At 32.9% G+C, this 12,735-nt stretch carries 13 protein-coding genes; 11 read left to right on the top strand and 2 right to left on the bottom strand.

The genetic code is table 11. The features are described 5' to 3' along the window. Positions 1–161: 161 nt before the first annotated feature. The 4 genes from CSE16_RS13820 to CSE16_RS13805 all read left to right on the top strand — a co-directional run bounded on the left by CSE16_RS13820 (position 162) and on the right by CSE16_RS13805 (position 2,941). On the top strand, positions 162–866 hold the full coding sequence (locus CSE16_RS13820; protein WP_099424440.1) for an MraY family glycosyltransferase: 705 nt from the start codon (positions 162–164) through the stop codon (positions 864–866). Positions 867–1,034: 168 nt separating this feature from the next. After that, positions 1,035–1,517: a GNAT family N-acetyltransferase gene (locus CSE16_RS13815; protein ID WP_253896090.1), complete on the top strand. Its 483-nt coding sequence runs from the start codon at positions 1,035–1,037 to the stop codon at positions 1,515–1,517. A 126-nt stretch (positions 1,518–1,643) separates the two neighbouring features. Then, entirely contained in the window at positions 1,644–2,237 is a 594-nt protein-coding gene (locus CSE16_RS13810) for a DUF2441 domain-containing protein (RefSeq protein WP_099424439.1), read from the top strand. A 194-nt stretch (positions 2,238–2,431) separates the two neighbouring features. Beyond that, positions 2,432–2,941, top strand: a complete 510-nt coding sequence (locus CSE16_RS13805) for a GNAT family N-acetyltransferase (RefSeq protein ID WP_099424438.1) — start codon at positions 2,432–2,434, stop codon at positions 2,939–2,941. Between the two features lie 414 nt (positions 2,942–3,355). Here CSE16_RS13805 and CSE16_RS13800 read toward each other — a convergent pair whose 3' ends face one another. Continuing rightward, positions 3,356–4,210: an effector binding domain-containing protein gene (locus tag CSE16_RS13800; protein ID WP_099424437.1), complete on the bottom strand. Its 855-nt coding sequence runs from the start codon at positions 4,208–4,210 to the stop codon at positions 3,356–3,358. A 455-nt stretch (positions 4,211–4,665) separates the two neighbouring features. Between CSE16_RS13800 and CSE16_RS13795 the strand changes: the two genes are divergently transcribed. The 6 genes from CSE16_RS13795 (at position 4,666) to CSE16_RS13760 (ending at position 10,885) form a co-directional block, all read left to right on the top strand. After that, on the top strand, positions 4,666–4,881 hold the full coding sequence (locus CSE16_RS13795; protein ID WP_099424436.1) for a helix-turn-helix transcriptional regulator: 216 nt from the start codon (positions 4,666–4,668) through the stop codon (positions 4,879–4,881). After that, entirely contained in the window at positions 4,874–5,266 is a 393-nt protein-coding gene (locus CSE16_RS13790) for a DUF2178 domain-containing protein (RefSeq protein ID WP_099424435.1), read from the top strand. The genes CSE16_RS13795 and CSE16_RS13790 overlap by 8 nt, the downstream gene beginning before the upstream one ends. 901 nt (positions 5,267–6,167) lie before the next feature. After that, a complete protein-coding gene (locus CSE16_RS13780; RefSeq protein WP_099424433.1) occupies positions 6,168–6,638 on the top strand; it encodes a peptide-methionine (S)-S-oxide reductase in 471 nt (156 codons plus the stop codon). 306 nt (positions 6,639–6,944) lie between these two features. Continuing rightward, positions 6,945–7,394 carry a hypothetical protein gene (locus CSE16_RS13775; protein ID WP_099424432.1) on the top strand — a complete coding sequence of 150 codons (450 nt, stop codon included), beginning with the start codon at positions 6,945–6,947 and terminating at the stop codon, positions 7,392–7,394. Positions 7,395–7,712: 318 nt separating this feature from the next. Further along, a complete protein-coding gene (locus CSE16_RS13770) occupies positions 7,713–8,234 on the top strand; it encodes a GNAT family N-acetyltransferase (RefSeq protein WP_099424431.1) in 522 nt (173 codons plus the stop codon). 677 nt (positions 8,235–8,911) lie between these two features. Then, positions 8,912–10,885, top strand: coding sequence for a S9 family peptidase (locus CSE16_RS13760; protein ID WP_099424430.1), 1,974 nt, complete (start codon positions 8,912–8,914; stop codon positions 10,883–10,885). Positions 10,886–11,555: 670 nt separating this feature from the next. Here CSE16_RS13760 and CSE16_RS13755 read toward each other — a convergent pair. Continuing rightward, entirely contained in the window at positions 11,556–12,248 is a 693-nt protein-coding gene (locus tag CSE16_RS13755) for a stalk domain-containing protein (RefSeq protein WP_099424429.1), read from the bottom strand. 181 nt (positions 12,249–12,429) lie between these two features. On the opposite strand from CSE16_RS13755, the gene CSE16_RS13750 reads away from it, so the two are divergent. Continuing rightward, positions 12,430–12,654 carry a hypothetical protein gene (locus tag CSE16_RS13750; protein ID WP_099424428.1) on the top strand — a complete coding sequence of 75 codons (225 nt, stop codon included), beginning with the start codon at positions 12,430–12,432 and terminating at the stop codon, positions 12,652–12,654. Positions 12,655–12,735: the final 81 nt, after the last annotated feature.

The raw sequence follows: 12,735 nt of genomic DNA, 5'->3' as shown, positions 1-12,735 counted from the left end.
AGAAGTGGTGGGAACTGTTGATACATCAGTGTTTATAGAGGGAGGTTAGTTCAATAAACATTACCAGAGTATTCATGTTGTTTTTTTACACATAAGGTATTATTTGATTTGGGGTATTTAACTTTAAGTATTTCTAAAGAATTATCTTGGGAGGGGAAAATTTGTTATATTTAGCTTTATTTATTGGTATCGTTTCAATTGTAATTACGGACAAGCTTACTCAAGCTTATAAATTATCAAGCATTTGGTCATTGATTGGTCAAATTTGTGCGTCACTTGTAATAATAATGGTCGGCAAACTAGAGGTAATTCATATTAATCACATCGAATTAGGATATTTGACGATTCCATTTACTTTAATATTTCTTGTAGGTTTTACAAATGTAATGAATATAAAAAAAGTGCAAAATCCTTCAATATTGCTGTTGCCATTCGTTTCTTTAGTTTGTTTCTCAATGTCAGCTTTTTTCATAGGTCATTCATTTGTTTTAATAATAGGAATTTGTGCCTGTTTAGCGATTTTGATTATTCTGCTATACGGCTATTTTTCAGGTAAAGTATTTGTAGGAAGAACGCTTACTACGTCAATAGGTTTCATAATAGCAGTACTTTCAATATCTCTGATTAAAACATCTTTTATAACAATTTATATTCCGATATTTACTTTAGCACTACCATTCACTTTTTATTATTTTATTAAAGATAAATTTACGAGTATACAATCAATTACAGTTAGCACTTTAACAGCTATATCATTTGGTGTATTAATGTTCATAGTTCCTTTTAAAATAATATGGTATCTCGTTGTAGGGTTAACAATTATTTTGGTTATCACGCAATTTTCACGTAAATATCGCTTTATTTAGAAATTAAATTACTTATTCAACTAACTGGATGCTTTACATGAAGAACATTGAGCTGCTTAGACAGCTCTTCAAACGCTTTGAGAAGCTTTAAAGGATTGAAAGTTTATTTTGTCGAAATAATTTAAATCAGTAATTCAAAGTTTCAGGAAGGAATGGAGGTTCAATACTGTGAGTTTCGAAATAAGAAGTCTTGAAAGACACGATATCCCCTTCTTGCAGGATATGGTGTATGAGTCCGCATTTGTACCAGAAGGACAAAAACCTTTTCCACGAACAATATTAGACGAACCATCTGTCTCAAAATATGTAGAGAGATGGGGGGAACAAAGCGGTGATATTGGATTGATTGCGGAAAATGACAAACAAGCAATTGGTGCCATTTGGTTACGTCTGTTTGATGAAGAACAAAAGGGCTATGGTGATGATGAAACGCCAGAAATCGGCATTGCCATCCTTAAAGAATTTCGGGGTAAAGGAATTGGAAATGCTTTAATGCGTGCGCTCGAAACAGAAGCAATAAATTATGGGTATCAGAAATTATGTTTAAGCGTAGATCCAAGAAATCCAGCTTGTCGCTTATACGAACAATTAGGATATGTACATATTGGCTGGCACGATACTTACTGGACAATGGAGAAGAAATTAGTTTGACACTAATAGGATGTGTCTGCACAAAACTGCAAGGCTCCCTACTTAAACTAACGGGTGTGATTAGTTCAATAAGGTACCCCTTTTTTGTAAGAATTAATTTAGGTGAAGACAGATAGGAGATAAACAATGAAAGAGAATGAGCTGTATGTTTATCACATTGTTACTAGGCAAAAAATGAGTATAGGTCAAATAATAAGCTTTGATAAGAATCAAAGAAATACCTTATTTAGCTTCTTTTTTGAAAGAGAACAATCGAATTCTAAAGGAGAAGATTTTTTTCGAATTTTACAAGAACATTATTCAAATGAAGGCTTGTATTTGAATAAAGAAAATGCTGATGTAGTTATTAAGTATTCGGACCAAACAATAAGAGCTATTAGAGAAGTAATAGTAGAAATGGTCAGACTACAAGAATATCCAGAATACCCTTCTAGAATGTCTTGTTTATACGCGACAAAAAACTATGAAGACATATTGAAATGGAAAGAATTATTTGATTCATATAATCGGAAGGTTTTGCAAATTGTTAAACTTAGAGTTATTGGAAAATCCTTTGAGGGGGATGGAAACCTTTTACCAAAAGAAGATGGGGTTCCATTCTCTCGGAAAATGGAACAAGCTAGACAATATTGGCAGGGTAATGTGAAAAACGAGCTTCCTGAACTCTTAATCGACGGGAAAATAGAAGTGGTTGAAGTTATTGATGATTTCACTGCTTAAAATCAAACTTGTTAGTAACAACTTGTTTTCGTTTTACCGAGATATAGGTGCAATCCTTCTTCAACTAACGGTGGCTTAGCAGAACAGAGCTGCCTTTAGGGGAGTATTTTCTTCTTGTACTAACGTAGCAGGTTAGTTGAATTAGAAATCGATATTATATTGTAATATTTATTGCAATGAGGGGAGAGGAATTAATGAACATTAGAAAAGCAGTTTTATCTGATGCAAAGGGAATAGCTAAAGTACACGTTGATTGTTGGAAAACTACATATAAGAATATAATTTCAGACCAATATTTAAATAAGTTAACATACGAAAGTAGAGAACAATTATGGGAAAACAATATTCCTAATGGCGGAGTATTTGTAGCAGAAAACAAGGAAGGGGAAATTGTTGGTTTTTCTTCTGGTGGTATAGAAAGAAGTGGGAATTACAAAGGGTTCGAAGGGGAGTTATATGCAATATACATTTTAAAAGAGTATCAGGGCAATGGTATTGGAAAAGCACTTGTTAAACCGATAATTAAAGAGATTACAGAATTGGGATTAAACTCTATGCTTGTTCTTGTCTTAGAAGATAATATTTCTCGTCTATTTTATGAATCACTTGGTGGAAAAAAAATAGATACTGTTGAAGTTGAGATTTCAGAGAAAAAACTTTCCGAACTTGTGTATGGTTGGGAAGATATTAGAAATATATTTTAGTTTTCTTCTTCCACTCTCGGGGGCTTTAGTTAAACAAGATCATTATGATGGTTTATTTTTACGTCCAAAACATCAGGTGGATATTCGGCACTCCATTTTTGAAATGTTACACTTAAACTAACGCAGCAGCGCTACAAGTTTTGTCATAAGCATTAATGTGTGAAAAGACAAAGAAGCTAACAGCCTCTCACACAAAGAAAACGGTGAATAATCCAGGTCTGTTTATTCTCAACGTATCATTTATTTTTATGGGATACAGCGTGTCTATTTAAATATAAGTATTTCAAAGATGAGGCCTCGTTGCCTCGTTTGGTCTCTGATAACTCTCCGTTTAGTCTCGGAAAGGATATCTAGCCTCTATTCAAAAATCCCACTAGTCGTTTTGGCATCGACTAATGGGACATCTATTTCAAATTATTTTAATGGAACCCAAATTTCTGAATAGCAATCTGGACTGAATGGATCATCTTCTGTATACATTTCGAACTCTGGTGTTCCTGCATGTTGATATCCGTTAGCAGGGAACCATTCAGAAAAAATTTGTTTCCAAACCTTTGTCATTGCATCAGGCATTGGACCATGTACTTCAAAAACTCCCCATTTAGAAGCTGGAAGTTCGATTACTTCAAATCCATCTTTAACGTCACCTGCATAGTCTGTAGCAACCCAATAGTCAATTTTCTCATTAGGTTTTGCTACACAAATACCAAGAACTCCTTTAATTTGTCCATTATTAATTTGTGCTAGCTTGTCAGTAGTGCCATCACTATTTAATTCATCCCACATTTTAGGGATTCCGATTAAATTGCCATTATTCTCAAGTAAAAATTCTTTTTTTACACCTATTGCTTGTAAGCCTTCACGTTCTACGATTTGATATTTCATTGGTTCTGCCCCTCTCAATCTCACCTCTATTACGAGGCGGTTATATGATTTAATCTTGCCAATATTTTTCCTAGCGTCACTTGGTGAAACCTCATGCTGACGCCTAAAGGCTTTTGAAAAAGCCTCGGGAGTGTCATAGCCATACTTAAATGCAAGGTCGATAATCTTACTGTCTGTTCTTTTTAACTCGTCTGCTGCCAAAGTCAATCTTCTCCGCCGAATATATTCACCTACTGAGATCTCTGTTAATAATCCAAATGTTCGTTGAAAATTGAATGCAGAAGAGTTTGCTTCATTTGCAATGTCCACTATCGAAATTTCTTTTAATAAATTTTCTTCGATATAGTTAATTGCTTTTTGTAACGATTCTAACCAAGCTGACATGCTTTTTCCTCCTTAATTAAATAGTAAAATTATTTCACTTTAAATACCTGTCTTTAAATGCTCTGTTCTGTCAGGATTTATTTCTATAAATAATTTTATCGTTTAATTCACCAAAATAAAGGGAAATCCTAAAAGTTACATTAAAATTAATTTTTTAAGTAATGTGTAATAAGAATCTACTAGCTTTTGACTGAGGGAGCAATACTTGCTGTTTCGGCAGGAATCTCACAGGAGCAGCAAAAAGTAGCGTTCGAAATCATTCGATTATGCGATGGGGCGTTTAATATAATGAGTGGAATAGACGAAGAATTGGTAAAAATTAAAGAACTGTCAAGTATATAAGAAAGAATAAGCCAAAGGATATGTAAAATACATTCGACAATTTATTTGGCTTGTTTTACTATCGAGATGTAAAAGGTTTTTTACACCTCGGAAATATGGCGGTGGAATATTGAATGGAAAATAGAATTAAGGAATACAGAGAAAAAAACAGTTTTTCACAAGGTAAATTAGCAGAGTTATGTAATGTAAGTAGGCAGACGATTAACGCGATTGAGAACAATAAATATGACCCAAGTTTACAGTTGGCATTTGATTTAACGAAGTATTTAGGAATCACTATGGAGGGTTTATTTATACCATTGGTGAATGGAGGTAAAAAGAATGAATAAATCCAAAAAAATTATTGTTGTTTTAACCTTTATATTATTTTGTACATTAGCCGGAATTACGATTTACAGATGGTTACGATATGGAACTATAGATGGTAATTCTATATTTTTTAGTTTTATTGCCTTATCATATTTTTTTAATTCTCTTGTATGGGGTAATCACGAAGGTGCTAAAGAGAAGGACGAGTTAGACAAGCATATTGAAACCCAAAGTGCTAAGATAGGTTATTTTGTGCTGATGATATTGTCAGGTTTAATTCTTTTTATCTCTGAAGGGGTAACTAATTTAAATGATATTGAGAACTTTCCTTTACTTATTGTGGTCGGTCTTACATTTGTAACTCTTCCGATTACAGAATTTGTATATTCAAAGAAGTATAAATAATATTACCCACTAATATTGAAGTTCCTTATTCAACTAACGGGGGCTTTTGCTATGTCATGTTTATGAGAAGATTTACATTAATTGTATAACGAGGTGATGATGTGGAAAATGATAAATTAGTTTGTAAGGCTTGTGGTAATGATTCCTTCGCACAAGGTGAATTAGGCGGATCTATGTCAAATGTAAAACCCGTTAAGCTCGATATGCTCCATTTTTCGAGTTCGCCACTAATCTTGACTATTTGTACGAATTGCGGAGAAGTAGCTTCAATGAAAGTTAAGGAACCTCAAAAGTTCAAATAGTCCTTTATATTTAATATTTAGAGTTACTTCCAGCGGAGGGACCCTTTTTTAATTCCTTACCTCAGAATGAAACCCCTTACTGAACACTTTTATTCAATTGTTTAGTAAAATGTAATTTTATAACAGCCTAAATTTAAAGGGTTATAAGATATACAAACTAAATCTAAAAAACGTTCCCAAATCAAAATTTTGGGACGAAGTAAAACACTTAAAACGTTGTCATACCAATGTATTAAGTGTTTTTCTGTATTTCATTCATATACACCTTATCGTACACTATCGTTTGAACTTAGATACAACAAAGCTTTCAATGCTGTTCAAAAGAAATTGCACTGGATCATATTTTGAATAAAATCTTGCATATATAGCGGATTCTTTAACGTTACAAATCACCCTATTTCTATAACATAGCCTTATTTTTGAACTACCGTGGTAGTTTAGTTGATGAGCGTTGTTTGACTTGTGCTCTACAATCGGGCCATAATGTGGAATAATAAAAATGTCATTATTTTAATTAGTAGTAGACTTAGTAACTACATCTTTTTCCTCCTATTTACTTGGAATGATTTTTTTATTTTTAAACAAAGAGGTGAGTCAATATGGAAGTAGTATATTTTGCAGGTGGATGTTTATGGGGAGTACAAGCTTTTATAAAAACTTTACCTGGAGTTAAGTTTACAGAAGCAGGAAGAGCTAATGGAACAAGTCATACACTTGAGGGTGATTATGATGGGTACGCCGAATGTGTAAAAACAGGATTTGATCCGACAGTTGTAACAATCAAGGAATTAATGGGATATTTTTTTGAAATCATTGATCCATACAGTTTGAATAAACAAGGACAGGATGTTGGCGAGAAATACAGAACAGGCGTATATAGTGAAAAGCCTGAACACTTAAAAGATGCGAAGGCGTTTCTTGTTGAGAGAAACGATTATGACCTTATAGTTGTTGAAGTATTACCTCTTAAAAACTATATGAGAAGTGCAGAAGAACATCAAGATAGGTTAGCTAGATGTCCAAATGATTATTGTCATATTCCAGAAGAAATATTAAGTAGGTATAAGTAAGGAAGATTATTATAAGATGGTTTATGGAATCTACAGTTTTCAGTAATGCTTTACCATATAATAAGTGGAACAGAACTGTTTAATCATTTTCAACGATTCGGCGCGATTGTTTAATTAGAGTCTCGGTTTTTATTGAACTAACGGTGAGCTTTACTTGAAGATCATGGAGTTGCATATGCAGCTCTTTTTTCTTATTGAACTGAAAGAGCAGTTTAGTTCTACAAGGCGAGTTCAATTAATAACACCTCACAAGTGGAATTTTATGTTAATGTGGTAATGGGTAATAATGGAAAGTGAGGGATGTCTTTGAATCTAAAATTATTAACCTCTTTTATTTTAACCTTAGTATTATTAGTAGGGTGCGTTAGTGAAAAAAATATCAATGTAAATGATATGGATAAAATCAAGCTAGAGTTAATTGAACAGAATAAGCTAGATGAAGGGATATCATATTCCATAAAATTAACAAATGGTAGTGATTATGTTATAAAGCAAAATAATGTTTTTGTTTCCTTCCCTATAAAAAACGGTGAAAGCGCTTATAAAGGTAATGAGTATAAAGTTGAAGCTGATGGAAACAAATTAGATATTCAACCAGGGGAAAAGATAACATTAAATGTTTTTATGCGATATGAAGGTATAGGTGATAAATCTTTGTTAGGAATAGATAATCCTCATATTCAATTAAAAGGTTATATGCATACTGTTGACGACGAACATCACTTTACTATTGGAGGTTCCTTAATTAAGAATTAAAGTTAAGTTTTATTAAGCTAACGGGGTGCTTTACTTGAAGGTCATTGAGCTGCATAGAGAATTCTTTTTTTCTTATTGTGCTAACGTAGCAGTTTTGTTCAAAAAGGATAAATGACAATCTATGACGAAATTAATTTAAGATACGAGATTTAAGTCAATGAGATTTCAGAGGTGGATTTCTGATGAATGTGACACTATCAATCGTTCCTTATGAAGTTAAAGTGGTTCTTGTGATTTATACTTTTTAAAGATGGAGTGCATAAATATAACTTTACAGGAAATTTACGGATAATTTTTAAAGGCAAGGAAGTGATTATTATGAAGCTTGATGGAAAAAATGTAATTCTTTCAAGAGTTACTCCGGATGATTTGGATTTTATTTGTGAACTAGAATGCAATAAAGATATTTGGTTATTTGAAGAATATATTGAATCAGATATGAAAGTCGTTAGAGAAAAGTACCTACAAAAGATGAATACTCAGTATAGTTATGATTTTATTGTCAAAAGCACTATAGCGGGAGAAGTTAAACCAATTGGTCTGGCCCAAATTTGGAGTTATGTAGAGCATAGAAAGAGTTGGGAACTTGGTTTTGCAATTCTTCCTATTTACCAAGGAAACGGTTTTGGGTATGAAGCAACGAAACTTTTAATAGAGTTTGCATTCGAAAAATTACAAGCTCATAAAGTAGTTGGAATGTGTAATTGTAACAATCTTGAATCTATAAAATTAATGGAGAGCCTGGGTATGAGAAGAGAGGGAACATTTCAAGAAGAACTGTTCTGGAATAACCAATGGCATGATCAACATTTTTATTCAATACTGGATAGAGAGTATTGAATTAATTCATCAATGATATTATAAGCATCTTAAAGTAGGCATCAACTTTCACAATGTATTCACGTATTGGAGAACAAGCGCTACGGTCGCCCGGAGCACCTCAATGGCCGAAATCGTGTTGATGCACTACTCAAAGGACCTAACGGGTCATGAAAGCTTTCAGCCTGCTGGATAAAGAAAATTACCAATATAAGTCAATCGAGCTACTTTTAGTAGCTCTTTTTTTGTACAAAACACCAAGTAGATTTCGGTGATCCAATGTGAAATGTTTAAAACGACAAAAAACTAGGAAGTAAGCAACTTATCAAAAGGTATTCCACAGATTTCAATTGGAGTGGTTTCAGTTTAAGTTACAAAATAAAAAATGGAAAATTTATAAAAAACTACATAGTATTACAAATATCGTAGAAATATTAATAGTGTGAAGCTTATAATTGAAGGGAATAAGTTAAAGACCAATTATCGCCAAAACATTAACCTTTTCTTATAACAGGTCGGGTTTTGGCAGGAATCAAGTCTCATCCGTCCCGACGACTTGCTATGATTTAGTCGAGGAGTTCAAAGAATTGTTCCTAGCGTTAGGAATTTTCGTTTATGCCCAACAGATTATGATTCAGAGTTTAGGTTGTTTTATATGATGTCTTACTACCGGAAATTAGTTACGAGGGGGATTATTTATGAAAATGAATGAAAAAACATATCTAAGTATAGATGAGATTATTTCATTACCAACCTTATCAGGTACAAACATAAGTGATAATGGCAAAAACGTAGCATTTGTCAAGAAGACAACTAACTGGAAAGACAATAAATATAGGAATCATGTATGGATATATGAAAAAGATAAGGGGCAGTGTTACCTATTAACAACTGGAGATATAGATTGTACGTACCCATTATGGTCTCCAGATTCTAGAAATATCGCATACCTTAGCCCAATTGGTGACGGGGATAATAAGAAAAATCAGATCTTTGTTAAGTCAATAGATGGTAATAGTGGAGTTCAAATCACTGATGAAAAAGAAGGGGTCAGTAAATTCAAATGGGAGCCTACTGGCAAGGGGCTTTATTATATTGCACAGTCAAAAGAATCTGAGGCGATAAAGAAACGTAAGGAATTATATGGAGACTTTCATTATGTGGGTAAGGAATACCAGAATAGTTGTTTATATTACATTGAAATAGAAAAAGTGCTACAAAATGATAAATACAAACACGAAAAAAGCATTGTTTATCAACTAACTGATGGTAAGGATTTTCATATCCATGAATTTGATATTTCAAATGATGGGAAAAAGGCTGTATTTATGGCTACTTCAAGCCCAAATATGGGAGATTACATTAATGGAGATCTATTCATACTAGATATTAAAGCTAGAGTGCTACAAAAGATGAATATAGATAAGTTGTTGGGAGGGAGCGTTTGCTTTTCTCCTGAAGGCAGCAAAATATGTTATTCAGCAAGCATAAGGGAGAAGGATTATTATAAGACCCATATTCAAGACAGTACACTAGAAATATATGATATTAATAATGGAGAGCTAATTCAACCTTTAATAGATTTTGACAGTTCGGTTATTCCAATACGGTGGACAGCTAAAGGAATTTTAATTAGATGGCAGAATAAAACTAATTATCTTATTGGGTTGTTATCTGAGAATGGCACTGTGGAAATGTTAAGCGAAAAAGTAGATGGCTTTATAATGGATGCTTCTATAACAAGGGATGGAAATTATATATCCTATAGTAAGGCAATAACAAATGAAACCTTTGAAATCTATTTAGACGATAAAAAAATAACGAATGAAAATAGTTATTTCAAAGGAAAGCTTAAAAGTAACAGGGAAATAATCTCATGGCAAAGTAGTGATGGTCTTGAAATAGAGGGAGTTTTATCAACCCCAGTAGAGTTTGACGCAAATAAAAAATATCCCTTATTAGTGGTGATCCATGGTGGTCCGGCTTGGGCATCATTTCCAATATTTTCAGACTGTTTTAATGAGAAGTATCCTATTGAACAGTTTATCGAAAAAGGCTTTATCATTTTAGAACCAAACTACAGGGGAAGTTCTGGTTATGGTAATGAATTCTTAAAAGCAAACTATAGAAAACTGGGAATTGCTGACTACGACGATATTATATCTGGAGTGGATAAACTAGTTGACAATGGGATTGCAGATAAAGATAGAGTAGGGGTTATGGGGTGGAGCAACGGGGGATATATATCAGCTTTCTGTTCTACATTTAGTAGTAGGTTTAAAGCTATTTCAGTTGGAGGTGGAATTACTAATTGGAGTACCCATTATGTAAATACAGATATACCTTACTTTATTAAGATGTATTTAGGAAATAATCCATGGAATGATCCAGAGATATATACTAAAACATCACCAATGACATATATTAAATCATCCTGTACGCCCACTTTAATCCAACATGGTGAAAAGGATGCAAGAATTCCTGCTCCGAATGCATATGAGCTATATCAAGGATTAAGGGATATGGAAGTTGATACAGAATTAGTTATTTTTAAAGGAATGGCATATAGTTCGGACCAGCCAGGAATTAATGTGGCTATTATGAAGCAGAATTTGATGTGGTTTTCCCACTATATTCTTGGAGAAAGTATGAAAGATTTTAGGGTTTTATGATTAATAAATGGATATCATCACAGGACACGTAAGGATGAAACAGTCTTCATAAGGAAGGCGTTTTTTCTTATTTAGCCTGTGACTAGCTCTATGATTTCTATGTGAATTTTCAATGTCTAATAAACTAGCAACTATATTGACTTACAAATTTATAGCAACGTTATGGCATTAAGCTGCCTTTAATTTTGTAGGTGTACGGAAATAATATAATCGTACATTTATGAAACTGGATTTCTGCAAAAGAACTGAGCTTTATTTCTCACTCAGTTCTTTTATTTACATAAATGGATTGCTGCATCCAATGAAAACATTGTGGAATTATCTAAATGTCTGCCTATGGTGACACCTCGATTTCAACTGAAAATGTAGCTGGAAAGAGTTAAATGCTGTACAAAAAGGAAATGGCTCCTTTTGTAATCCTTATCGTTTTGCATTAGGAGAGCCATATACTTAAATGAACAATTGATGACTTAAGCGTACATTACTACATTAAATGTTGCGGAAAAGGTCATTGTCTTGTTGGGTTGAAATGAAGTTAGATTAAATGAGCCGATAAAACCTGATTTGCGAGAAAAGAAGAATCTGTTTTAAAAAAATTCAATCGTATAATGGAACTCCATTATAAAAACTTCTTTTAGGTTTCAGATTCTTCTATATTTACTTTGTTAAATTATTGAATAAGTTTAGGGTCTAATATACCTAAACCACTGCCTTCAATTTCAAATTTTACTTTTGAAGCACCGTCTAAATTAACATTAACCTTTACCTTTTCTTTTATCGATCCACTATCATAAATCAATTTATTATCTGCGTAAATTTTCATAGAACCTATGCCGAAAGAGCCCGCCACTAGCTTTTTAACTGGTGCTAAATATGTTTCGAATCCTTTGTAATTTCCATTAGCTAAGTATTCAACTGTATGATCTTGTACAGCCCCCCCACCATGATATCCACCAAGTTGATAGGATTGTTCAAACTTTTCTCCGGTACTAATAATAATAGTGCTTGGGTAATGGAAGAAGTGGTCTTCATCACTCCCAATAGGTTTTACATCTTTTAAAGAGATGAATTTTGGAACATTACCAATATATACGGATTTTGATTTTCCATCCCATGTCACTTTTTCCCCTAAAGACTCAGCAATAAAACGCATTGGAACATAAGTAGTACCTTCATAAATAAAGCCAGATTGACCCTCGAGTGGTTTTTTTTCAACCTTATCTACATAGTAATTGATTTTATCTTGAAATACGCTAATCTTTTTCATATTGCTTGCTGCTTCCGTTGTTGAGAGGTAAGTAAAGGTTAAACCTCCTAATATAAAAAAGCCTAAATAACTTGTTACTATAAGTAATTTTTTCATATAGTCACTCCTTAATATATATTGTTATATGTAATTATATCAAAAATTACATACTATATTTCGGGATTTTTCCAAATATTGACCATAGTGGAATAAGAAGAAATTCGGCATATCAACACAGAATTATTAAGCAATCTTTATTTTACATATTAGAATTTGGCTTTTAATAGATGATGAAGAATTGTGGCTAGCAATTGTAGATGAATTAATTGCAGAAATTGAAGACCAAATTATCGAAAGAAAAATTCAACGACAGTGGGAGACGACAGAGCTTGGCGAAGGTACAGTAAATGTTTTTTATTTTCTTTTAAATAACATTACTACACAATACCTGAAGGAACGTAGCGACTCCCTTTTTGGATGGATTTCTCCAGAATTACCTGAGGATTTAATTTTATCAAGATGAAGAATGTTTACTATTTACAAAGAGAGGGAAATGATTGTATACGTTTAAAATTATTTTAGGATATTATACAAACACTCTAAA

Source organism: Solibacillus sp. R5-41 (genome assembly GCF_002736105.1).
In the GTDB taxonomy this organism is placed as follows: Bacteria; Bacillota; Bacilli; order Bacillales_A; family Planococcaceae; genus Solibacillus.
The sequence above is the reverse complement of the archived record's forward strand: the minus strand, read 5'-3'. Positions and strand labels throughout refer to the sequence as shown.

What these genes read in the sequence shown, in the direction of transcription:
- CSE16_RS13770 (WP_099424431.1), top strand. Translation starts at nt 7,713, where the DNA reads ATGAAGCTTGATGGAAAAAATGTAATTCTTTCAAGAGTTACTCCGGAT.
- CSE16_RS13760 (WP_099424430.1), top strand. Translation starts at nt 8,912, where the DNA reads ATGAAAATGAATGAAAAAACATATCTAAGTATAGATGAGATTATTTCA.
- CSE16_RS13805 (WP_099424438.1), top strand. Translation starts at nt 2,432, where the DNA reads ATGAACATTAGAAAAGCAGTTTTATCTGATGCAAAGGGAATAGCTAAA.
- CSE16_RS13800 (WP_099424437.1), bottom strand. Translation starts at nt 4,210, where the DNA reads ATGTCAGCTTGGTTAGAATCGTTACAAAAAGCAATTAACTATATCGAA.
- CSE16_RS13810 (WP_099424439.1), top strand. Translation starts at nt 1,644, where the DNA reads ATGAAAGAGAATGAGCTGTATGTTTATCACATTGTTACTAGGCAAAAA.
- CSE16_RS13795 (WP_099424436.1), top strand. Translation starts at nt 4,666, where the DNA reads ATGGAAAATAGAATTAAGGAATACAGAGAAAAAAACAGTTTTTCACAA.
- CSE16_RS13755 (WP_099424429.1), bottom strand. Translation starts at nt 12,248, where the DNA reads ATGAAAAAATTACTTATAGTAACAAGTTATTTAGGCTTTTTTATATTA.
- CSE16_RS13790 (WP_099424435.1), top strand. Translation starts at nt 4,874, where the DNA reads ATGAATAAATCCAAAAAAATTATTGTTGTTTTAACCTTTATATTATTT.
- CSE16_RS13780 (WP_099424433.1), top strand. Translation starts at nt 6,168, where the DNA reads ATGGAAGTAGTATATTTTGCAGGTGGATGTTTATGGGGAGTACAAGCT.